This window comes from Serratia sp. MMO-28 (assembly GCF_037199905.1).
Classification (GTDB): Bacteria; Pseudomonadota; Gammaproteobacteria; order Enterobacterales; family Enterobacteriaceae; genus Chania; species Chania oryzae.
Window position 1 is genome coordinate 1 of sequence record NZ_JBBCVB010000008.1, and the last position, 23,328, is coordinate 23,328.

The 23,328-nt window shown below is 54.4% G+C and carries 20 protein-coding genes; 5 read left to right on the forward strand and 15 right to left on the reverse strand.

The genetic code is table 11. The annotated features are described in order from the left end of the window. Nucleotides 1-169 precede the first annotated feature (169 nt). The 6 genes from WG891_RS08795 to ribF all read right to left on the reverse strand — a co-directional run bounded on the left by WG891_RS08795 (nt 170) and on the right by ribF (nt 7,770). Nucleotides 170-1,459: an SGNH/GDSL hydrolase family protein gene (locus WG891_RS08795; RefSeq protein WP_337262448.1), complete on the reverse strand. Its 1,290-nt coding sequence runs from the start codon at nt 1,457-1,459 to the stop codon at nt 170-172. A 390-nt stretch (nt 1,460-1,849) separates the two neighbouring features. Next, a complete protein-coding gene (ispH, locus tag WG891_RS08800; protein WP_076942580.1) occupies nt 1,850-2,803 on the reverse strand; it encodes a 4-hydroxy-3-methylbut-2-enyl diphosphate reductase in 954 nt (317 codons plus the stop codon). Continuing rightward, nucleotides 2,784-3,260 carry an FKBP-type peptidyl-prolyl cis-trans isomerase gene (gene fkpB, locus WG891_RS08805; protein ID WP_337262449.1) on the reverse strand — a complete coding sequence of 159 codons (477 nt, stop codon included), beginning with the start codon at nt 3,258-3,260 and terminating at the stop codon, nt 2,784-2,786. Before fkpB ends, ispH begins: the two co-directional genes overlap by 20 nt. Nucleotide 3,261: 1 nt before the next feature. Further along, complete coding sequence (gene lspA, locus WG891_RS08810; RefSeq protein WP_076942686.1) at nt 3,262-3,768, reverse strand: signal peptidase II; 507 nt, start codon at nt 3,766-3,768, stop codon at nt 3,262-3,264. Nucleotides 3,769-3,782: 14 nt separating this feature from the next. Beyond that, on the reverse strand, nt 3,783-6,599 hold the full coding sequence (gene ileS / locus WG891_RS08815) for an isoleucine--tRNA ligase (protein ID WP_337262450.1): 2,817 nt from the start codon (nt 6,597-6,599) through the stop codon (nt 3,783-3,785). A gap of 232 nt (nt 6,600-6,831) precedes the next feature. Then, a complete protein-coding gene (ribF, locus tag WG891_RS08820) occupies nt 6,832-7,770 on the reverse strand; it encodes a bifunctional riboflavin kinase/FAD synthetase (protein ID WP_337262451.1) in 939 nt (312 codons plus the stop codon). A 437-nt stretch (nt 7,771-8,207) separates the two neighbouring features. Here ribF and rpsT point away from each other — a divergent pair, with 437 nt between their 5' ends. After that, nucleotides 8,208-8,471 (forward strand): 30S ribosomal protein S20, encoded by a 264-nt coding sequence (gene rpsT, locus WG891_RS08825; protein ID WP_076942584.1) that lies wholly within the window; start codon nt 8,208-8,210, stop codon nt 8,469-8,471. Between the two features lie 66 nt (nt 8,472-8,537). Here the strand turns inward: rpsT and nhaR are convergent, their stop codons facing one another. The 4 genes from nhaR to dnaK all read right to left on the reverse strand — a co-directional run bounded on the left by nhaR (nt 8,538) and on the right by dnaK (nt 14,159). Further along, the gene (gene nhaR, locus WG891_RS08830; RefSeq protein ID WP_337262452.1) at nt 8,538-9,437 is read right to left on the reverse strand and encodes a transcriptional activator NhaR; all 900 of its coding nucleotides are present in this window, start codon (nt 9,435-9,437) and stop codon (nt 8,538-8,540) included. A 184-nt stretch (nt 9,438-9,621) separates the two neighbouring features. Continuing rightward, on the reverse strand, nt 9,622-10,788 hold the full coding sequence (gene nhaA, locus WG891_RS08835) for a Na+/H+ antiporter NhaA (RefSeq protein ID WP_337262453.1): 1,167 nt from the start codon (nt 10,786-10,788) through the stop codon (nt 9,622-9,624). A 236-nt stretch (nt 10,789-11,024) separates the two neighbouring features. Then, the gene (dnaJ, locus tag WG891_RS08840) at nt 11,025-12,140 is read right to left on the reverse strand and encodes a molecular chaperone DnaJ (RefSeq protein ID WP_337262454.1); all 1,116 of its coding nucleotides are present in this window, start codon (nt 12,138-12,140) and stop codon (nt 11,025-11,027) included. Nucleotides 12,141-12,245: 105 nt separating this feature from the next. After that, entirely contained in the window at nt 12,246-14,159 is a 1,914-nt protein-coding gene (gene dnaK, locus WG891_RS08845) for a molecular chaperone DnaK (protein WP_337262455.1), read from the reverse strand. A 157-nt stretch (nt 14,160-14,316) separates the two neighbouring features. Here dnaK and WG891_RS08850 point away from each other — a divergent pair, with 157 nt between their 5' ends. Together WG891_RS08850 and satP are read left to right on the forward strand one after the other, a co-directional pair. After that, nucleotides 14,317-14,556 (forward strand): hypothetical protein, encoded by a 240-nt coding sequence (locus tag WG891_RS08850; protein ID WP_337262456.1) that lies wholly within the window; start codon nt 14,317-14,319, stop codon nt 14,554-14,556. 23 nt (nt 14,557-14,579) lie between these two features. Next, on the forward strand, nt 14,580-15,179 hold the full coding sequence (gene satP, locus WG891_RS08855) for an acetate uptake transporter (protein ID WP_337262457.1): 600 nt from the start codon (nt 14,580-14,582) through the stop codon (nt 15,177-15,179). 79 nt (nt 15,180-15,258) lie between these two features. Here the strand turns inward: satP and WG891_RS08860 are convergent, their stop codons facing one another. The 3 genes from WG891_RS08860 to tal form a co-directional block, all read right to left on the reverse strand. Beyond that, on the reverse strand, nt 15,259-16,545 hold the full coding sequence (locus WG891_RS08860; protein WP_337262458.1) for an MFS transporter: 1,287 nt from the start codon (nt 16,543-16,545) through the stop codon (nt 15,259-15,261). A gap of 125 nt (nt 16,546-16,670) precedes the next feature. Further along, a complete protein-coding gene (gene mog / locus WG891_RS08865; protein WP_337262459.1) occupies nt 16,671-17,258 on the reverse strand; it encodes a molybdopterin adenylyltransferase in 588 nt (195 codons plus the stop codon). A 147-nt stretch (nt 17,259-17,405) separates the two neighbouring features. Continuing rightward, nucleotides 17,406-18,359: a transaldolase gene (tal, locus tag WG891_RS08870; RefSeq protein WP_337262460.1), complete on the reverse strand. Its 954-nt coding sequence runs from the start codon at nt 18,357-18,359 to the stop codon at nt 17,406-17,408. A gap of 380 nt (nt 18,360-18,739) precedes the next feature. Here tal and WG891_RS08875 point away from each other — a divergent pair, with 380 nt between their 5' ends. Both WG891_RS08875 and yaaA read left to right on the forward strand, forming a co-directional pair. Next, nucleotides 18,740-20,170, forward strand: a complete 1,431-nt coding sequence (locus WG891_RS08875; RefSeq protein WP_337262461.1) for an alanine/glycine:cation symporter family protein — start codon at nt 18,740-18,742, stop codon at nt 20,168-20,170. 103 nt (nt 20,171-20,273) lie between these two features. Then, nucleotides 20,274-21,047, forward strand: a complete 774-nt coding sequence (yaaA, locus tag WG891_RS08880; protein ID WP_337262462.1) for a peroxide stress protein YaaA — start codon at nt 20,274-20,276, stop codon at nt 21,045-21,047. A gap of 58 nt (nt 21,048-21,105) precedes the next feature. Here yaaA and thrC read toward each other — a convergent pair whose 3' ends face one another. Together thrC and thrB are read right to left on the reverse strand one after the other, a co-directional pair. After that, nucleotides 21,106-22,395, reverse strand: coding sequence for a threonine synthase (gene thrC, locus WG891_RS08885; protein WP_337262463.1), 1,290 nt, complete (start codon nt 22,393-22,395; stop codon nt 21,106-21,108). A 3-nt stretch (nt 22,396-22,398) separates the two neighbouring features. Further along, nucleotides 22,399-23,328, reverse strand: coding sequence for a homoserine kinase (gene thrB / locus WG891_RS08890; RefSeq protein WP_337262464.1), 930 nt, complete (start codon nt 23,326-23,328; stop codon nt 22,399-22,401).

Below are 23,328 nucleotides of genomic sequence, written 5' to 3' on the forward strand. Positions count from 1 at the left end.
TGATATTGCTGAGGAGAGGGTGTTTTGAGCATGGCAGTCAGTCCATTTTTTGCACTGACCTTATTAGATCAAAGTCCTGGCCTCACGGCCAGGACTTTGTCATCAATCTGACCCGCCTAGAAGGCGGGTGGGTTATGACAATCTAAAAATCAACTACGCTCGGCGATGGTTATGGAGCCGCAAGCCCCCGCACCATCTCAGCCTTTAACAGCTCCGCCAGCAATCCATGCGTTTTGGTGGTCGGGTGCATATTGTCCCAGAATACAAACGCCGCATTACTGTTCTTACAGGCCGTTTTCGCACTGGCCCCTGCCGCATAGCTGAGCCCGCTTTGGGAAATATCCAGGCAGGTGTCGGTCTTATTCACAAAGCCGTATTTATCGCTATTTTCCAAGACCTGTTTAAACGCGTCATCCAGCTTCAGCGTATAGAACGTCGTTTGAGGATAGGTCGCATTGAGCTTAGCGATCAGCTTCTCGACCTGATCATTGAACAGCACGCTGTTCTCTTTCAGCTTGGCCTTATCAGCCGCCGTCCACTTGGCAACGTTCGGGATAACTGAAAAATCTGGCAGCCGGAAAACCGCAACCTGCTTCGCCCCCAGTTGGGCCAGGCGATCCAGTTGCGTGCTGTATTGCTCGATAACCTCGTTGGCGTTTTTCCCCCCGGTGATAAAGTCATTTCCGCCAAACAGCACGGTAAACAGCGTTTTGCCAATATCGTAACCTTGGGTTCGAGCGGCGTAATCCTTGAACGAATCGACCTGCTTGCTGAATCCGTTGAAGAAGGGTTTCTCCCCGCTTTCCGCATTGCCCGTCGCCCACACGTAGCTTGGCAGCTTCAATGCGTTAGCCAGGTATTCATGCCAAAGCTTGCCATTAGAGAAATGGCCCAGTAACCAGGTGGTACTGTTCGGCACGGTACCGTATGAGCCGTTATAGACGTTGATGGTGTCACTCAGGCTGTCACCAAAAACCACCATACGATCAAGCTCCCGAGCACCCACCTTGATAACCGGCTGTTTAACCCCTTGGTTCCAGATCACATAGTAGTAGGACAGGGTGTAATCAGAGGCGTAAGGGATAACAATAGGGGAGTTGACCCCTGCTGCCGCCAAGGTGCTATGACACAAGTTCATCACCTCCCCATGCGCTGCTTCGGTATAGAACATGTTCGCCAGTGGCATTGAGTTATACCAATAGCCCTTCAGCTTCGCGTAGTCGCCCCCCACTTTCGCCCATAGCCAGGACGAGGAGGGATTACTGTCATCCTGGCCGCCCACTTTATAGACGCACTTTACATAGGTGGTGGTATCACCGCCGAATACCCCCCTGGCTTGTTTGCTCGGGGCCTCGTACTGAGGTGGGGTAGACGTTGCCACAATACTGTCACTGGCAGCAAATGCGCCGCTTGATGTCATCATTGTGGCGAGCAGTGAATAAATCGCTATCTTTTTCATTGTGTTCCTCATCATTTCGTTAAGTTTTTGGGTTGTGGATACAAGGTTGTCGCAAGACGCTAGGGTCAAAAAAACCCGGGCTTATACCGGGCTGATGACTTCGCTTTCAACGCTTAACCACCACTTAATCCTCCTTTGCAGGTAGGTGCCGCTATCCCACTCCCTCGGTGCTAGCTACAGCGCCCTCTGCCAGATAAATCTTACGTCAGCGCCCCCAGAGCCTTCACCGGGTTGCGGTAGTGTGGTCGGCAACAGAACCTGTCTTGTCTGTTAGCGTGCATAAAAAAAGCGCCACGAATGGCGCTTAGTAAGCTCAGTAACGGGTCTGGCAGACCCCTAACGAAAAACGGGAAGCCCTTGGCTTCCCGTGATGATGCGGTGTTTAATCGCTTATTCGATCTGCTTGATGTCTACCCGCAGCTCTTTTGGCACTTCAAACACGATGTTCTCTTCGCGGCCGCTGATCTCATGAACATCCTGACCACCCAATGTCTTCAAGCGGCTGATCACATCCTGAACCAGCACGTCTGGCGCCGAGGCCCCAGCGGTGACGCCAATGCTGCTGGCATCTTTCAACCAAGACTCCTGGATGTCCGCCGCCGAATCAATCAGGTAAGCGGGTTTACCGACGCGCTGCGCCAATTCGGCCAGGCGGTTTGAATTGGAGGAGTTTTTTGATCCGACCACCAGTACCACATCGGCATCCCCCGCCAGATTGCGTACGGCTTCCTGGCGGTTAGTGGTGGCATAGCAGATATCATCCTTACGCGGCCCGATGATATTCGGGAAGCGCTTGCGCAGCGCATCGATCACCTCGGAAGTATCATCCACCGACAGCGTGGTCTGCGTCATAAAGCACAGGTTACCTTCGTTCTTCACCTGCAGCTTCCAGACATCTTCCGGCGACTCTACCAAGTACATGCCTCCTTTCGGGTTGCTGTACTGGCCCATCGTGCCCTCCACTTCCGGGTGCCCGGCGTGACCAATCAGGATCGCTTCCGTGCCCTTACGGCTGGCACGAGCCACTTCCATATGCACTTTGGTCACCAGCGGACAGGTGGCGTCGAACAACATAGTCAGTTCGCGGGCTTTCGCTTCGGCACGCACCGCCTGAGACACCCCGTGTGCAGAGAAGATCAGGATCGAACCGTCCGGCACTTCAGAGATCTCTTCAATAAACACCGCGCCGCGTTCGCGCAGGCTGTCTACCACATAGCGGTTGTGCACCACTTCGTGACGCACATAGATAGGTGCGCCGTAAATCTCCAGCGCACGCTCCACAATACTGATCGCACGATCAACCCCAGCGCAAAAACCGCGTGGGTTAGCCAGCAATATTTGCATGCGTTTCCTCCTGCTGCGGCTGCGGGTCAATCTCCAGCACTTCAATATCGAAGGTGACCGGATGCCCCGCCAACGGATGGTTGAAATCCACGGTGATGGAATCTTCAGCCACTTCTCGCACAACGCCGGGCATTTCGCTGCCGTCGATGGCGCTAAACAGCATGATGGTCCCCACCTCCGGCACGCCAGTTTCGGCAAAGTCACGGCGCGAGAAAAACTGGATCAGATCCGGGTTCTCAACACCGAATGCCGCTTCCGGTTGCAGGGTAAAAGCGCACTTGTCACCGGCCCGCAGGCCCAGCAGTTGCTGCTCCAGAGGTGCCGACAGGCTGCCATCCCCCAGGCGGAACAGCGCCGGTTTGCCATTACCGCGAGTGGATTCTGCGGTCGAACCGTCCGCCAGTTTCAGCGTAAAATGCACCAGTACCGCGCTGTTACTGCTAACCTGAGCCGTCATATTACTTACCTTCACTCTTCACGCGTTTCTTCGCCGGCAGAAAACCTTCCAGCACAATCATCGCTGCCCCGACGCAGATAAAGCTGTCTGCCAGGTTAAAGGTCGGGTAGTGCCAGTTGCCGATGTAGAAGTCGATAAAGTCGACAACAAAACCGTGCCACAGACGATCAAACAGGTTGCCGAGCGCCCCACCAATAATAAAGGCATAGGCAATATTGCTCAGCTTCTGCTGCGCGCTGTTGCGATACATCATCACCAGCAGCACTACCACGATCGCGATAGCAATACCGGCGAAGAACCAGCGCTGCCAGCCGCCATGATCCGCCAGGAAACTGAACGCCGCGCCATAGTTGCGCGCATAGTACAGGTTAAATGACGGGAACAACGGCTGGGTCTGGCCCAGCACGAAGTTATTCAGGATCCACTGTTTGCTGGCAAGATCCAGCGCCAGCACTACCACTACCAGCCACAGCCAGCGCAAGCCGGTCGAACTTATCGGTCTACTCATCAGGCGCTCATTCATCAGGCGTAGTTGCGTTTTTCACCGTCACCGGCGACGTTAGTGACACAGCGGCCACAGAGTTCTGCATGTTCTGCAACCTGACCGATGTCGGTGGTGTAGTGCCAGCAACGCGGGCATTTCTCACCTTCAGCGGTGCTGAAGGCAATTTTCAGCCCTTTTATCAGTTCGCTTGGCTGTGCATCCGCTGGCGCATCGGCCAATGGTGCCACCGCGGCGGCAGAGGTCAGCAGCACAAAACGCAGTTCATCCTGCAGGCTGTTGAGGCGTGCCGCCAGTTCGTTATCCGCATACAGAGTGACTGCGGCTTCCAGCGAACCGCCAATGCGTTTGTCCGCACGCGCCTGCTCCAGCACCTTGTTGACTTCCCCACGCACTTTCAGCAGTTCTTCCCAGAAGGCGTCGTTCATGCTTTCACCTTCGGCCAGCCCGAACAGGCCGCTGTACCACTCTTCGGTGAAGACATACTGCGCACGCTTGCCCGGCAGGAAGCTCCAGATCTCATCAGCGGTGAAGGACATGATCGGTGCCATCCAGCGCACCAGCGCTTCGGCAATGTGGAACAGCGCAGTCTGGCAGCTACGGCGAGCGACGCTGTCGCTTTTCGCGGTGTACTGACGATCTTTGATGATGTCCAGATAGAAGGAACCCATCTCAACCGAGCAAAACTGCATCAAGCGCTGCACCACTTCATGGAAATCGTAGTTGGCATATGCCTGTTCGATATCCTGCTGCGCCGCCAATGCACGCCCCACCGCCCAGCGATCCAGCACCACCATCTCTTCCGCAGCCACGCTGTCGGTGCTGGGATCAAACCCGTTCAGGTTCGCCAGCAGGAAACGCGCGGTGTTACGGATACGGCGATAAGAATCAGCGGCACGCTTGAGGATCTCGTCGGAAACCGCGATCTCGCCGGTGTAATCGGTAGAAGCCACCCACAAACGCAGAATGTCGCCACCCAGCTTGTTCATCACGTCCTGCGGACTGACGGTGTTGCCGATGGATTTGGACATCTTGCGGCCCTGACCATCCACGGTGAAACCGTGGGTCAGCACTTCTTTATAAGGTGCCTTGCCTTTCATGGCGGTCGAGATCATCAGCGATGACATAAACCAGCCACGGTGCTGGTCGGAACCTTCCAGATACATGTCGGCCCCGTGGCCGTTGAACTCAGGGCGTACATCCACGACCGAAGAATGGGTTGAACCAGAGTCAAACCACACGTCCAGCGTATCTGGCACTTTCACGTAGTCGGCCGCTTCAGCGCCGAGAATATCGGCGGCGTCCAGATCCCACCAAGCCTGAATGCCATCCTGCTCAACGCGTTTCGCCACTTCTTCCATCAGCTCAACGCTGCGCGGGTGAAGTTGCTCGGTGTCTTTGTGCACGAACAGCGACATAGGCACACCCCAGGTACGCTGACGCGAGATGCACCAGTCCGGGCGGTTAGCTACCATCGTTTCAATGCGCGCCTGGCCCCAATCCGGGATCCACTTCACGCCTTTGATCTCGGCCAGCGACTGCTGACGCAAGCCTTTCTGATCCATGCTGATGAACCATTGCGGCGTGGCCCGGAAGATGATCGGCGTTTTGTGACGCCAGCAGCACGGGTAGCTATGCAGCAATTTCTCAACGTGCAGCAACCCGCCTTTTTCACGCAGCAGCTCAACGATCAGATCGTTGGCTTTGAACACGAATTTGCCATCCAGTGACGGGTAGGTGCCCGGCAGATAGCAGCCGTTCGGGCCAACCGGGTTAGCCACTTCCAGGCCATATTTCTGACCGATGACAAAGTCGTCCGGGCCGTGGCCTGGCGCCGTGTGCACCGCACCGGTACCGGCATCCAGCGTGACGTGCTCCCCCAGGATCGCCGGCACATCAAAGCCCATAAACGGATGGGTGAAACGCATCAGTTCCAGATCGGCACCGTTACAGTCGCCCAGCACTGCCCAATGGGTAATACCGACGCGCTTCATCACGCTTTCAACCAGATCCGCCGCCAGGATCAGGCATTGGCCTTCTACCTGCACCAGTTGGTAAGCAGATTCCGGGTTGAGCGAGATCGCGCGGTTAGCTGGCAATGTCCAAGGGGTCGTGGTCCAGATCACCAGGGAGATCGGGCCATTAACGCTGTGCACGCCAAATTTGGCCGCAACCGCCGCCGCATCCACCGCGTGGAACGTCACGTCGATCGACGGGGAAGTTTTGTCGTAATACTCTACTTCCGCTTCCGCCAAGGATGAACCACAGTCGGTACACCAGTGTACCGGCTTGGCGCCCTTCAGCAGGTGGCCGTTGCTGATGATCTTGCCCAGCGCGCGAATGATGTTGGCTTCGGTTTTGAAGTCCATGGTCAGGTACGGATGTTCCCAATCCCCCAGGACTCCCATACGGATAAAGTCTTTCTTCTGGCCTTCAATCTGTTCGGCCGCATACTCACGGCACTTCTGGCGGAATTCCGCCGGGGTCAGTTTCTCGCCCGGTTTGCCATACAGTTGCTCAACTTTCAGTTCGATCGGCAAGCCGTGGCAGTCCCAACCCGGAACGTAAGGTGAATCTAAGCCGGCCATCCCTTTAGATTTGACAATAATGTCTTTCAGGATCTTGTTTACCGAGTGACCAATATGAAGGCTGCCATTCGCATACGGAGGGCCATCATGCAAAATAAAGGATTTCTTGCCCTTTTTGGCAGCACGAATCATCCCGTACAGATCCTGTTCATACCAACGGGCAAGCATGTCAGGTTCGCGCTTGGCGAGATCGCCACGCATCGGGAACCCTGTTTCCGGCAAGTTCAGGGTATTCTTGTAGTCACTCATTAGATTCTCGGTTCCGTTTTCGGCTATATACCCGTCATACTTCAAGTTGCAGGTGCGTTGGCTCTGTTACTCGGCCCATCCATGGGCCTCTCCCCTTCGGGGCCGCTGTAAGCAGCGTTCAAATCTGCTCCAGGCAGATTTGTCGCTCACCCCAGTTACTTACTCATGTAAGCTCCCGGGGACTCACTGCGTTGCCGCCTTCCTGCAACTCGAATTATTTAGGGTATAGACATTAAATCGGTGTCTGTAGCCCGAAGAATTTCCGGGCCGTCACCACATCATTGGCGATTTGCTGCTTCAGCGCATCGAGCGAAGCAAAACGCTGTTCATTGCGCAATTTCGCGCTGAGCACCACGTTAATATGGCGCCCATAAAGATCCATTGTGACATCCAACAGATGGACTTCCAGCTGCTGACGCACGCCAGCAATGGTTGGCCGCGTGCCAATATTGGCGACACCTGGCAGCGGTTCAGGGCCAAGGCCGTAAACATCGACCGCATAGACACCCTTTACCGGTGCCACCAGGCGCTTTAACGGCAGGTTGGCGGTGGGGAAACCGATGGTGCGCCCCAGTTCATCGCCATGCACTACGCGGCCTGAAATGCTGTACGGGTGCCCAAGCAGCGTTTCGGCAAGCGCGAGATCGTCATCACGCAGCGCATTGCGGATCGCCGTGCTGCTGATACGCAGTTCCCCTTCACGAAAGGTTGGCGTACTCACCACCGCAAAACCGTATTCTTCCCCCGCTTTCTGCAGCAAGGTGAAATCACCTACGCGGCCAGCGCCAAAGCGGAAGTCATCCCCCACCATCAGGAATTGTACGCCCAGTTTTTCCACCAGCAGTTCGGCGACAAACGCCTGCGCGGTATTGGCGGCAAAACGGGGATCAAACTTGACGCACAGCAGGTAATCTACCCCGGCCTGCGCCAGATATTTCGCCTTGTCACGCAAACGCGTGAGGCGTGCAGGAGCCTTGTCGGCGGCAAACAGTTCCAGTGGCTGCGGCTCAAAGATCATGACCATCACCGGCAGCCCGAGGCGTTGCCCCTCATGCTTCAACTGTTCCAACAGCGCCTTGTGACCGCGGTGTACGCCGTCAAAGTTGCCGATGGTGAGCACGCAACCATGGTGGCGTGCCCGGATATTATGGATGCCGCGAATTAGCTGCATAGCTGGCTCAAAACAATGGAAATCGGCGGATTATACCTTGTACAGCGGTTAAGGTTAACCAGCGATTGTTTCCTGTGAGATAGATAGTCATACCATACCCGAGGAAAATCGCCTTAACCACCGTTTATCCTGCGCAATGCGTGGTATATTAGCCAACTGATATCAAGCCTGCCTTCCGGCAGCAGCTTGAAAGACGGGGGATAATCCATGACCGCCAGCCGCTTGCAGAGTGTGATGTAAATCACTGGGCGATTTTTCTCGCGAAACACTGTATTCCCATGGCCGAAGCTGGTAAAATCCTGCGCCATCACAACGTAGCAAGTGCCGCCCGTACAAACGGCGCTTATTTGCACAAATCCATTGACAAACGAAGGCTAAAAGGGCATATTCCTCGGCCTTTGAATTGTCCTCAATAGAATATATTTGGGAGTTGGACCTTGGCTAATATCAAATCAGCTAAGAAACGCGCCATACAGTCTGAGAAACGCCGCAAGCATAACGCTAGCCGTCGCTCAATGGTGCGTACCTTTATCAAGAAGGTAGACGCAGCTATCGCATCTGGCGACAAAGAAGCAGCACAAAACGCATTCCTCGTAATGCAACCACTTGTGGATCGTCAGGCAGCTAAAGGCCTGATCCATAAGAACAAAGCAGCACGCCATAAGTCAAACTTGACTGCGCGCATCAACGCAATGCAATAAGCCTTACGTTGTCTGCTTGTTAAAAAAACCTGCTTCGGCAGGTTTTTTTACGCCTATAAGTAGCTGCTAAAGAGCAAACAGCGCCGAGAAGTCTTTGTTGCACACGCGCTGCACCGCCGGATGCTGGATCATGCGTTCAGCGAAAATGATGTAATACTCTTCCTGCACGCTGTCGATCCGCCCAATCTCCACCACGTTATCATCGTTATAGGTATCCTGCGCATACAGCGTGGGGGCAACGAAGATCGCGTTGTGGTACAAACCAAAAGCCTTCATCAATGCCGCATCGTCAAACTCCCCGAGTATTTCTACTTTAATCCCCTGAGTGTTGAACCAGTTGAGCAGTTTGCGCCCTAGCATCGAACGCCGCCCTGGGATCAGCAAACGCCGCTGCTCCAGACAGGCCGGGAACGGCAGATCCGGCACCGGCTGGCGGCAGAAGAAGCTGATACCGCACTCCCCCAGCTTCAGAGAGAACAAGCCTTCCTGCTGGCTGGAGTCCACCGGGCAATCCGACAGGATCATATCCAACTTGTGTTGGCTCAGTTGCTCAAGCAGCATCTCATGCGTTGACTCAAAACAGCGCAGATGAATTTGTTCGTTATCCACCACCACCGCCGTTTCCAATACCTGGCTGACCAGGCGTTTGGACAAGGCATCAGCTACGCCAACGTCAAACAGCAGGTTAGACTCCTTGCGATAGTTGACGATATCCAGCATTTCCTGGCTGAGCATAAACATTTTATCGGCATAGCGGAAAACCAGTTGCCCCAGTTCAGAAGGCACTAGCCCGCGCCCCTGGCGTTTAAACAATTTACCGTTAAGCCGCTCTTCCAACGCTTTGATTTGGCCAGTAATCGTCTGTGGGGTAAGGAACAATGCCTCAGCAGCGCCCACCACCGATCCTGCTTTACAAACCTGCCAAAAGTAATACAGGTGATTAAAATTGATATGTGACATTCTCACGAGGTGTTCTCCTTGGGCTGCTCATTGGCACACGTTCTGCCACGATGAGCGACAGCTTCCCTTTGCTTTATTTTAAGACAACACAAAGTTATAAATAGCTGGGGCAGCGCCGTGCTCATACGGCGCTGCCCCTACATGACGCTATTGTAATTCCTCAAAATCATTGAGGGATAACCCTGAAGAGTTATTTTCCTGACGGTAACGCAAGACGTAACAGGCCATAACCCACTACGGCGGCACTCGTTGAGCCCAATAGTATTCCCAACTTGGAATAAGTACTGAGAGCCGCGTCCGCATCCGCAAACGCCAATGAGGCAATAAAGATCGACATGGTAAAACCAATACCGCATAGCACCGCAACGGCAAACACCTGTTTGAATCCAATGCCTTGAGGCAACTGCGCGATCCCCAGCTTCACGGCCAGCCAGCTAAAGGCAAAAATCCCCAGCGGCTTACCGATAAACAAGCCCGCGGCAATTCCCAGTGGCAACAATGAGGTCAATCCGCTCAAAGATACCCCCTGTAACGACACTCCAGCATTGGCAAATGCAAACAAGGGCAAGATCAAGAACGCCACCCAAGGATGCAATTCATGCTCCAAGGTTTCAGACGGTGAAGGCTCACTCTTGGCATTCAACGGTATCATGAAACCGACAATCACCCCCGCCAACGTAGCATGCACGCCAGACTTCAGGATGGCCACCCACAGTACCAAACCGACGATCATATACAGTGAGGTTTTACCCACCCCACGCCAGTTCATCAGCGCCAGAACGGCAATGGCTGCTGCAGCTACGCCCAAGGCCACCATCGACACCCCATGGGTATAGAACAGCGCAATAATGATGATCACTCCCAAGTCATCAATAATCGCCAATGCCAAGAGGAATACTTTCAAACTGGTCGGAACCCGGTTACCCAACAGCGCCATCACCCCCAGGGCAAAGGCGATATCGGTTGCCGCCGGGATCGCCCATCCCTGGCGCGTAACTTCATCAGCACCGTTAAACAGCAGATAGACCAACGCAGGTATCAGCATTCCCCCCAAAGCGGCGATCGCCGGGAAAACGGCTTTATCACGGCCAGCCAATGACCCTTGTATCAACTCACGCTTAACTTCCAGACCAACCACCAGGAAGAAGATCGCCATTAGTCCATCGTTAATCCACAGCAACAGTGGTTTCGCGATCTCCAGCGATGAGACCCTAACCATCACCGGCAAATTGAGGAATGCCTGATACAGGCCCTGCATTGGGGTATTGGCCATGATCAGCGCCACTACGGCGGCCACGATCAGGATAATGCCGCCCGCCGCCTCTTGGCGTAAAAACTGACGGATAATATTAGTCACAGTACGTCACTCCGGATCTTAACCAGGCATACGCCTTGATTTTTTAAACAATGCACTGAGTATAGACGTCGTTTCATTTCGAAAAAAACAGTTTATAAGCGTTATTCAATTCGTAAAAAACGATCTACTGAGGATATTAATCACGTTTTTAATATGGGTATTAACAGTGTAGCAGCAACAAAAAAACCCCGGCGTTTCAAACCGAGGTTTTTCGTGGTGCCGACAGAAACAGGAAATCAGCGCGTCAGATCGTCAAAAAACTTTTTCACGCCGTCGAAAAAGCTTTTCGAACGCGGGCTGTTCTTATCCCCGGAAGGGCCACCAAGGCTTTCTTCCAGCTCTTTCAACAGTTGTTTCTGCTTATCGTTCAAATTCACCGGCGTCTCTACCACCACACGGCACAGCAGGTCACCCTGGCTACCACCGCGAACCGATTTCACACCTTTACCACGCATGCGGAACAGTTTACCAGTCTGGGTTTCAGCCGGGACTTTCAGCTTCACTCGGCCATCGAGCGTAGGGACTTCAATCTCTCCCCCCAGCGCCGCCATAGCAAAGTTAATCGGCACTTCGCAATACAGGTTGTTGCCTTCTCGCTCAAAAATCGGGTGCGCCTTCACCTGCACCTGCACATACAGATCGCCCGCTGGAGCACCGTGCTCACCGGCTTCACCTTCACCTGCCAGGCGGATACGATCGCCCGTATCAACACCTGCCGGAATTTTCACCGACAGCGTTTTGGATTTTTCTACCCGGCCATGGCCATGGCATTTGTTGCACGGATCTTTGATGATCTGGCCGCGCCCATGGCAATGTGGACAGGCCTGTTGTACGGTGAAGAACCCTTGGCGCATCTGCACCTGGCCCTGACCATGACAGGTTGGACAGGTGACTGGCGAACTGCCAGGTTTGGCACCGCTGCCGTGGCAGACATCACACTCTTCCAGCGTCGGGATACGGATCTCTTTGGTCACACCGCGCACGGCTTCTTCCAGCGTCAGATCCATGTTGTAACGCAGATCTGAACCCCGGCTGGCACGCTGACGGCGTCCACCACCGAAAATGTCGCCAAATACGTCACCAAAGATATCGCTAAAATCGGCCCCACCGCCGCCGCCCATGCCACCTTGCTCAAAGGCGGCATGACCATACTGATCGTAAGCAGCACGCTTTTGATCGTCGGTCAGGATCTCGTAGGCTTCTTTAACCTCTTTGAATTTGATTTCGGCGTCTTTTTCCTGGTTGCGGTCAGGGTGAAACTTCATCGCCAGACGTTTGTACGCCTTTTTGATCTCACGCTCATCTGCCGTTTTGGCGACACCGAGCACCTCGTAATAATCTTTCTTCGCCATTATTTCACTTACCCTTAACATGCGTGCACGGGCGTAGAGTTGCCTCGACGCCCGTGCTGGTTTCCGGTTACGACCTCTGGCCGCACCGTGCCCGCTTAAGGGCGATTATTTTTTGTCTTTAACTTCTTCGAACTCGGCATCAACCACGTCGTCGTCTTTCTTCGCCGCGTTGTCGGCACCGGCATCAGCACCCTGAGCCTGCGCCTGAGCTTGTGCCATTTCCAGCAGCTTGCCGGAAACCTGCACCAGAGCCTGGGTTTTCGCTTCGATCTCGGCTTTATCTTCGCCTTTCACCGCAGCTTCCAGATCTTTCAGCGCCGCTTCGATAGCCGTTTTGTCTTCCGCAGGCAGTTTGTCGCCCGCTTCTTCCAGTTGCTTACGGGTACCGTGGATCAGGTGATCCGCCTGGTTACGGGTCTGCACCAGTTCTTCGAACTTACGGTCTGCTTCAGCGTTCACTTCTGCATCGCGCACCATTTTCTGGATTTCTTCTTCGTTCAGACCAGAAGAAGCCTTGATGGTGATCTTCTGCTCACGACCGGTGTTCTTGTCTTTAGCAGACACATGCAGAATACCGTCGGCATCGATATCGAAAGTCACTTCGATCTGAGCCATGCCGCGTGGCGCTGGCTGGATACCGTCCAGGTTGAACTGGCCCAGTGACTTGTTATCGTTAGCACGCTTACGCTCACCCTGCAGCACGTGGATGGTCACCGCCGCCTGATTATCTTCAGCGGTTGAGAACACCTGGCTATGCTTGGTTGGGATGGTGGTGTTTTTGGTGATCAGCGGCGTCATCACGCTGCCCATGGTTTCGATACCCAGCGACAGCGGGGTTACGTCCAGCAGCAGAACGTCTTTCACATCACCAGCCAACACGCCACCCTGAACCGCAGCACCTACCGCCACCGCTTCGTCCGGGTTAACGTCTTTACGCGGTTCTTTGCCGAAGAACTCAGCCACAGTCTTCTGAACCAGTGGCATACGGGTTTGGCCGCCCACCAGGATCACGTCCTGAATATCGGAAACCGACAGGCCTGCGTCTTTCAGAGCCACTTTCAGTGGTTCGATAGAACGCGCAACCAGATCTTCTACCAGTGACTCGAGCTTGGCGCGGGTCACTTTGATGTTCATATGTTTTGGACCGGAAGCATCTGCAGTAATGTACGGCAGGTTGACATCGGTCTGCTGAGCAGAAGACAGTTCGATCTTCGCTTTCTCAGCGGCTTCTTTCAGGCGCTGCATCGCCAACGGATCGTTGCGCAGATCCATACCCTGATCTTTCTTGAACTCTTCAACCAGGTAGTTGATCAAGCGGCTGTCGAAGTCTTCACCACCCAAGTGAGTATCACCGTTGGTTGCCAGTACTTCGAAGGTTTTTTCACCATCAACGTCATCGATTTCGATAATAGAGATATCGAAAGTACCACCACCCAGGTCGTATACCGCGATGGTACGGTTACCCACTTCTTTGTCCAGGCCATAAGCCAGAGCCGCAGCGGTGGGTTCGTTGATGATACGTTTAACTTCCAGGCCTGCGATGCGGCCGGCGTCTTTGGTAGCCTGACGCTGAGCATCGTTGAAGTAAGCGGGAACGGTAATAACCGCTTCGGTTACCGGCTCACCCAGATAATCTTCCGCCGTTTTCTTCATTTTCTTCAGCACTTCAGCAGAAATCTGCGGAGGTGCCATCTTCTGGCCTTTCACTTCCAGCCAGGCATCGCCGTTATCAGCCGCAATGATGCTGTAAGGCATGATCGCTTTGTCACGCTGTGCTTCTTCGTCCTGGAAGCGGCGGCCAATCAGGCGCTTGATCGCAAACAGGGTATTCTGTGGGTTAGTGACCGCCTGACGCTTAGCAGGCTGGCCAACCAGAATTTCACCATCCTGGGTATATGCGATGATTGAAGGTGTTGTGCGATCGCCTTCGGCGTTCTCCAGCACACGTGCCTTGCCGCCATCCATAATTGCTACACAAGAGTTGGTAGTACCCAGGTCGATACCAATAATTTTGCCCATCTAAACGTCTCCACTAATAAATTCATAATCGGTCAGGTTGCTAACCTATATGCGGGCGATTCTTTATTTTTCAACTGCCCGACATTCCCGTCTGATCCTTTTCACCTTGAAAACTGCAGGCAGATAGCCATTGGCAAGGTGAAGAGGATATCCGCGGTTGGCAACTGCGGTTGTCAATAAGATGGGGCCATCCGAACCAGCATCAAGGGCCAGAGCAAAAAAAAATTTCGTTTTTACCACCCGTCAGATCATTGTTTCCTTTGGTGGGGATCATTATGATGCCGCGCGCTCTGATGGAAGTGAGATTTTTACAGCCATTCAGACCAACTATGAATTTATCGATACCCCAAATATTTCAAGTGGCTTGAAAGACTGCGGGCCTATCCATTTCCGTTAATATTCTGTTATTGCAGAGGACATATGCACACCAACAAGCTGGCGAATCCAGGCCCTCTCGGTCTGATGGGTTTCGGGATGACCACCGTCTTGCTGAACCTGCACAATGCGGGCTTTTTTCCACTGACCTCCGTCATCATCAGTATGGGGATTTTCTTCGGTGGCATGGCACAGATTTTTGCTGGCATTCTTGAATTCAAAAAAGGTAATACCTTCGGCCTGACCGCCTTTACTTCTTACGGTTGTTTCTGGCTGAGCCTGGTGGGGGTCCTGCTGCTGCCACGCATGGGCCTGGCAGACCCTACCGATGCCATCGTTCTCGGTGTGTATCTGGCGCTGTGGGGCATCTTCACCCTGTTTATGTTCTTTGGCACTTTGCGCGCCAACCGTGCGCTGCAATTCGTGTTTGCCAGCCTGACCTTGCTGTTTGCCCTGCTGGCCGTTGGCAATATGACCGGCAACCACGCCATTCTGACCTTTGCCGGTTATGAAGGGATCATCTGTGGTGCCAGCGCCATTTATCTGGCGATGGCAGAAGTGCTCAATGAGCAATTAGGCCGCACCGTGCTGCCTATCGGCAGCGTAACGGCAGCACAAGCGGCACCGGTTGCCGTAACCGCCTGATCGGTAGCGCTCTGCTAGCAAAAAGCCCTGTCGTTGCAGCAACGACAGGGCTTTTTTTGGCTTCTCAGGAAGCGGAGCGCTACAGGTTGCTCTCACTGTTGAGATCGCGACGCAGGTAGATCCCCAACAGCAAGCCGATCATCGACAGCGCCAGCACATAGTAAGCCGGGGCTAACGGCGTTAACTTCATGATTAAGGTGACAAAGATCGGGGTTAACCCACCAAAGATGGCGTAAGCCACATTGTAAGAGAATGAGATCCCGCTAAACCGCACCTCTGCCGGGAAGGCCCGCACCAGCACGTAAGGCACCGCCCCCACGATCCCGACGCTGAAACCCACCAACGCATAGGTCGCAAACAGCATTTCCGGGTGGGTTCCTATCGTCTGGTAGAACAGCCAACTGCAGGCGGCCAGCAGCAGACTGCCAACGATAAAGGTTTTACTGGCACCAAAGCGATCGGCCGCCAGGCCTGAGGTAATACAGCCAATAGTCAGCATCACGATCGCAATGCTGTTGGCCTGCAGCGACAGCGCCGGGGCAATGCCGAACTGTTTCTGCAGATAGGTTGGTGTCATCAGGATCACTACCACAATCCCGGCCGACAGCAGCCAGGTCATCAGCATCGAGACCACCACTTCTTTTTTGTGATTCACTATCACCGATTTCAGCGGCAGCTCTTCCGCCAGCGCCTTACGTTCCTGCATCTCGATAAAGATCGGCGTTTCCTGCAGCCAGCGGCGCAGATACATGGCGAACAGACCAAAAATACCGCCGAGGAAGAACGGAATACGCCAGCCGCCGTTGAGGATCGCCTGTTGGCTGAGCGTGGTATTAATCACGGTTGCCACCACTGAGCCCAGCAGGATACCGGCGGTCAGCCCGGCAGTAAGCGTGCCGCAGGCAAAACCAATGCGCTTGCGCGGCACGTGTTCGGCCACAAACACCCAGGCCCCTGGCACTTCACCGCCAATCGCCGCACCTTGCAGCACGCGCATCAACAGCAGTAACAGCGGTGCCGCAATACCGATACTGGCATAGGTTGGCAACATCCCCATCGCCAACGTCGGTAATGCCATCAACAGAATACTCAGGGTGAACATCTTTTTACGGCCAACCAGATCGCCAAAGTGCGCCATGATGATGCCGCCCAGCGGACGAGCCAGATAACCCGCCGCAAAGATGCCAAAAGTTTGTACCTGGCGTAGCCATTCCGGCATATCTGCCGGGAAGAAAAGTTCGCCCATTACCGCAGCGAAGAAAACAAAAATGATGAAATCATAGAACTCTAACGCACCGCCCAGGGCCGCCAGGGTCAGAGTTTTGTAGTCTTGCCGGTTCAACCGGCGATTATTGTCGTGGCGCATAAGATACCGTCAGAGGAAACAAGAATAAAAAAAAGCACGCCGCTTTTTGTAAACGAATCCTTACTATAACGGCAAACTATTTTCACACCAAATCCGTTGAACGCGATTTAGCAGGCGGTTGACGCTTAGCTATTTGTCTCGCGGCGCGCGTTTTTAGGGCGAAATGCGGCAACTACGGCCTCATGAGTCTCCACGTACGGCCCCTCGAGCAGTTGGATGCAGTAAGGCACGCTGGCGAAAATCCCATGCACCAGCACTTTGCCCTGATCGTCTTTCACCCCTTCCAGCGTTTCCTGGATCGATTTTGGCTGCCCTGGCAGATTGATGATTAGGGCCTGCTTGCGGATCACGCCAACCTGGCGCGAAAGAATCGCCGTTGGCACGTAGTGCAAGCTGATTTGCCGCATCTGCTCCCCGAAACCGGGCATCACACGATCGGCGATCTCCAAGGTGGCATCGGGGGTCACATCACGGCGCGCCGGGCCAGTGCCGCCGGTGGTCAGCACCAGGTGGCAGCCCATTTCATCGACCAGTTCGCACAATGTATGCTCAATCAGCATCTGTTCATCGGGGATCAGCCGGGTTTCCAGTTCGAAAGGCGTTGCCAACGCACGGCTCAGCCAAGCTTCCAGGGCCGGGATCCCTTTATCCTGATAAACGCCGCCGGAAGCGCGATCGGAAATAGAAACCAAACCAATACGTAATGTGTCCATGCTTAACCTCTGTTGCTAAAGTACTGCGGGTGGGGTATCCCCCATCCTGCTACTCATCCCGAAAGTATAGGGTGTTGGCCCGTTGCCGGGGAAAACGGATATAAAAAAGGCGGCCTAAGCCACCTTTTCCATGCAGATTGCCAGTAATTACAGCAGATCGGCGATCATTTTTTCCAGCTTGCCCTGGTCTACCGCAAACTTGCGGATACCGTCGGTCAGTTTCTCAACCGCCATGGGATCCTGGTTGTGCTGCCAGTAGAACTCGGGCTCAGTCAGCGGTGCAGGACGGGCCTTCACCTCACCGGTATAGGACAGTTTACGCTCCAACGCCCCTTCGCTCTCAGCCAGTTCTTTCAACAGCGAAGGTGCGATGGTCAGGCGATCGCAACCAGCCAACTCGATGATTTCACCGATGTTGCGGAAACTTGCCCCCATCACAACCGTTTCATAGCCGTGCTGCTTGTAGTACTGATAAATTTCAGTCACGGAAACCACGCCTGGATCTTCATGCGGGGCAAACTCTTTCTTGTCGCCATTGGCTTTGTACCAATCAAGGATACGGCCAACAAACGGAGAAATCAGATAAACACCGGCTTCAGCGCAGGCACGTGCCTGGGCGAAGGAGAACAGCAGAGTCAGGTTACAGTTGATGCCTTCTTTTTCCAGGCGTTCCGCCGCACGGATGCCCTGCCAGGTAGACGCCAGCTTGATAAGGATACGCTCATTGCCGATACCCGCTTCATTATAAAGTTTGATCAGGCGTTTAGCTTTGGCAACGCTGGCTTCGGTATCATAAGACAGGCGCGCATCCACTTCGGTGGAGATACGGCCCGGAACCAGTTTCAGGATCTCCAGACCAATGTTGACCGCCAGTTTGTCTGCCGCATCGGCAACCTGCTGCTGACGATCGCTGCTCTGCTCGCGCGCCCAGGCGATAGCTTCATCAATCAGTTTACGGTATTCAGGAATTTGGGCTGCATTGAGGATCAGCGAAGGGTTGGTGGTGGCATCTTGCGGTTGATACAGCTTCATCGCAGCGATATCACCTGTATCCGCAACCACCGTAGTGAACTGGCGTAGGGAAGTTAATTTATCGGTCATGTTGGCATTATCTCATCGTTTGTGCATGAACTTTTGGCATCGTTCAACCATGCCTCGTCCTGATAATAACATGCGCAAGGCCCGGCGCAAGGCTGGAAAATCAGCGCTCAGCGGCGGATGTTTCATCCTTGCGCAGGCAACCGTTTACATCAAAAATCTTCGGAATTTACGATGAAATAGCGCGACATTACCGTACACTCGCAGCTATAAATTATGTTAAATTCGCGCCGAACGATATATTTATGTCTACAATCCAAGCAAATTCTCACCCCGTAATACCAAGGCGATTTCAGCTAACTGATTGTAAAGATTAGCAAGGCACCTTTTCACTTTGAGTAAAGGGAGCGCAATGCGCTGTAGAGCTTAACAAGGAGTGATCTGTGACAGATCTCATCAACTTTATCAGCAATATCCTGTGGAGATCGGTGCTCATCTATCTGCTGCTGGGCGTCGGCATCTATTTCACTTTGCGTACCCGCTTCATTCAGCTCCGCCACTTCAGCCACATGTTTTCCGTGTTGAAGAACAGCACCAAGAGTGACAGCGCCGGTATCTCCTCTTTTCAGGCACTCTGCACGTCGCTGGCCGCCCGTGTCGGCACCGGCAACCTGACAGGCGTCGCAATCGCCCTCACCGCCGGCGGCCCAGGAGCCATCTTCTGGATGTGGGTGGTGGCCTTTATCGGCATGGCGACCTCTTTCATTGAAAGTACCCTGGCCCAGTTATACAAAACCAAAGACGATAACGGCAACTACCGTGGCGGCCCTGCCTACTATATGGAAAAGGGGCTGGGGATGCGGTGGATGGGTGTGCTGTTCTCCATTTTCCTGATTATCGCCTTTGGTTTAGTATTCAATGCCGTGCAGGCCAACTCCATTGCGCAGGCCAGCGCCGTTGCCTTTAATTTCAATCCCATCTACGTGGGAATGGCACTGGTTATGCTGAGTGGCGTGGTGATCTTCGGCGGTATTCGTTCCATCGCCCGCGTGGCCGAAAAGGTGGTTCCGCTGATGGCGGCCGTTTATCTGCTGCTGGCGTTATGGATCATCGCTCAGAACATTGAGCACATGCCAGCGATCCTGGCGCTGATCGTTAAAAGCGCCTTCGGCCTGCAGGAAGCGGCGGCAGGCGCCGTCGGTTATGGCATTTCCCAGGCGATGACCCAGGGGGTGCAACGGGGGTTATTCTCCAACGAAGCCGGTATGGGCTCAGCCCCTAACGCGGCCGCTTCCGCTACCCCGTATCCGCCGCATCCGGCTTCACAGGGTTATGTGCAAATGCTCGGTGTCTTTATCGATACCATCGTGATTTGCAGCGCAACGGCCGCCATTATTCTGTCTTCCGGCGTGCTGGACCATCCTCAGGGCCATATCAGCGGTATTGATCTGACCCAGCGGGCACTGAGCAGCGCTGTCGGCGACTGGGGTTCTCCTTTTGTGGCGGTGGCCATTTTCTTCTTTGCCTTTACCTCTATCATCGCCAATTACGCCTATGCCGAAAGCAATCTGATTTTTCTCGAGCATAATCATCCGGCCGGATTGCTGATTTTCCGTTGCGTGTCGTTGGGCATGGTGATGTTCGGTTCGCTGGCTGAATTGCCGGTGGTGTGGCGCCTGGCCGATATCTCTATGGCGCTGATGGCCATCACCAATCTGACAGCAATTCTGTTGCTGTCTGGCGTGGCTTTCAAACTGACCCGGGATTACAACCAGCAGCGCTCGATCGGCAAGTTGCCGACCTTCGACGCCATCCATTACCCTGAGTTGCAGGCCCAGCTTGAGCCTGGCATCTGGGAACGCAAAAAGCCGTAATAACCATTCAGGGCGTGCGCCAGGTGCGCCCTATTACAGCCATTTATCCCTTCTGCCGCGCTTTTTGTTACAGTATCTGTTCTTTGATAAACAGGATGTGGCCATGCTCGTTATTATTTCACCTGCCAAGACCCTCGACTACGCAAGCCCACTGGCGACCGAACGTTTTACGCAACCCGAGCTGCTGGACAAATCGAAGGCGCTGATCACTCTCTGTCGTAAACTGACGCCCGCACAAATTGCCAGCCTGATGAGCATCAGCGATAAGCTTGCCGGCCTGAATGCCGCTCGTTTCAGTGAGTGGCAGCCGGCGTTCACCCCGGAGAATGCCCGCCAGGCTTTGCTGGCGTTTAAAGGCGATGTGTACACCGGGCTGCAGGCACAGGATTTCAGCGAAGACGATTTCGACTTTGCACAACAGCATCTGCGGATGCTTTCCGGCTTGTACGGCGTGCTGCGCCCGTTGGATCTAATGATGCCTTACCGCCTGGAAATGGGCATTAAGTTGGAAAACCCGAAAGGCAAGGACCTGTACAGCTTCTGGGGCGATCGGATCACCAAGAAACTGAACGAAGCGCTCAAGCAGCAAGGTGATGACGTGATCGTCAACCTGGCTTCTGACGAATATTTCAAATCGGTACAACCGGCCAAGCTGCAGGGTTCATTGATCAAGCCGGTATTCCTTGATGAGAAGAACGGCAAGTATAAGGTGATCAGTTTCTATGCCAAAAAAGCGCGTGGGCTGATGAGCCGCTTTATCATCAAAAACCGCTTGACCAAAAGCGAGCAACTGGTTGATTTCGATCTGGAAGGCTATGCCTTTGATGAAGCAGCATCGGCGGGTAACGAACTGGTGTTCAAACGCCCGGAACAATAAAGCCGCCTGTCAGCAAGCGGCTCATCGGTAGCTCAAGGGGCGCTGAGCGCCCCCTCCATCAGGCCGGTAAGTCCATCAGGAATTGACGCAGCTTGGCAAAATCAGCCGACATGTGATGCGACAGCAGCGGCAGATTGGCACGCGCTGCCAGTGCCTCTGGCAACGGCAATTCCTGATCCAGGATCGCTTCAACACTCTCTTTGAACTTGGCAGGATGTGCAGTGCCCAGGAACAGGCCGAATTCCCCTTCTTTCAGTTGATCGCGCAGCGCGCGGTAGGCGATCGCCGCGTGCGGTTCGGAAAGGTAGCCCAACGCCGCCAGCGCTTTCATGGTGTCTTTGGTGGTTTCATCGCTCACCGCTGCGTGGCCCAACTCTTTAAGCTGCCAGATTTTGCGGCGGAACAGCTCTTCCACCCGTGGCCAGTTGTTAGGCTGGCTGACGTCCATGGCATTGGACAGCGTCGCCACAGTTGCATGCGGCTGCCATTCACCGTTGCTCAGGAAACGCGGCACGGTATCGTTGGCATTGGTGGCGGCAATAAAGCGCTTCACCGGCAGCCCTAAAGACTTCGCCAACAGCCCGGCGGTCAGATCGCCAAAGTTGCCGCTCGGCACGGAAATCACCAGTTGGTTGCGGGCTTCCTGCGGCAGTTGTGCCACCGCTTCGAAGTAGTAACAGATCTGCGCCAACAGGCGGCTGATGTTGATCGAGTTAGCCGAGTTCAGATGTACAGCATCTTTCAGTTCCTGGTCGTCAAACGCCTGTTTGACCAACGCCTGGCAGGCATCGAAGTCGCCATCGATCGCCACGGTGTGAATATTCCCCCCCAGGGTACAGAACAGTTTTTCCTGCAGCGGGCTGATCTTGCCCTGTGGATACAGGATCACCACCCGCACGTTTTTCAGCCCGTAGAAGGCATGAGCCACGGCGGCACCGGTATCGCCAGAGGTGGCGGTCAGGATAGTGACCGGCTGATCGCCTGCCACTTCCGCCAGCATCTGTGCCATAAAACGGCCACCGAAGTCTTTAAACGCCAGCGTTGGGCCATGGAACAGCTCCAGACAAGCCACATCGCTCTCAACCGGTGCGACCGGTGCCGGGAAGGCAAAGGCGGCTTTGACACGCTGATACAGCGCTGCTTCAGCGATCTCATCGCCGATAAAGGCTGACAGGATTTTAGTGCTGCGAGTGACAAAATCCATCTCCAGCAGGTGGTCGATCTCGCCCAGTTCAAACTCGGGCAATTCCAGCGGGAAAAACAGCCCCTGCTGCTTACCCAACCCCTGTTTGATCGCCTGTGCGAAGCTGACCTGTTCATTATGGTCTTTAAGGTTGTACAGTTTCATGCGTTATCCCAATAGTCGTGCGCCGGTGGTATCCAAGCGGCAAATATGAACAAAACCTTCATCGTTTTGCAGATAGTGATTAGCCAGCCAATCGGCCATGCGTTGTGCAGTCGCGCCGTCGTCACAGATCGCAAACAGCGTCGGGCCGGAACCGGAAATGCCGCAGGCCAGCGCACCGAGTTCCTGCGAGGCTTTGCGCGCTTCGGCAAAGCCCGGCAGCAGGCGAGTGCGATAAGGTTCGGCAATCACATCCTGCATCAGCTTGGCGGCCAAGCGCGGCTGCTGCGTGTGGCACGCGTGAATAAAGCCCGCCAGATAGCGACCATGGCTGATGCAGTCCTGACGGCGATACTGCGCAGGCAGAATGGCACGCGCCTCTGCGGTGGAGACTTTGATACCGGGGTAAGCCATCACCCACAGCCACTCCTTGAAGCAGGGTACTTCCTGGCAGATATTGCCCTCTTCTTCCAGCATCAGTTGTAAGCCGCCGAGATAGCACGGGGCAACGTTGTCGTAATGCACGCTGCCGGAAATGCGCCCTTCCAACTCGCCCATCAGCGCCAGCAGTTGCATGTTATTCAACGGGCGCTGGCAAAACTCGTTCATCGCCATCAGGCCCGCCACTACCGAACAGGCGCTGGAACCCAGCCCTGAACCGATCGGCATATTCTTCTCCAGCCGCATCGCCACCGGAACCACGCGGCCGATTTCCTGGCAGAAACGCTCCCAGCACTGGTAGACGATGTTCTCTTGCGGGGCCGCTGGCAGCTTGCTGACAAAGCGCCCGGCATTTTCCAGGCTGAAGCGGGAAGCCGCTTCTACGCTGACGCAGTCGCCCAGCAATGAACCGTCGATAGGGGAAACCGCCGCCCCCAGCACGTCGAACCCGACGCTGACGTTGCCAATTGAGGCCGGTGCATACACCTTAACCAT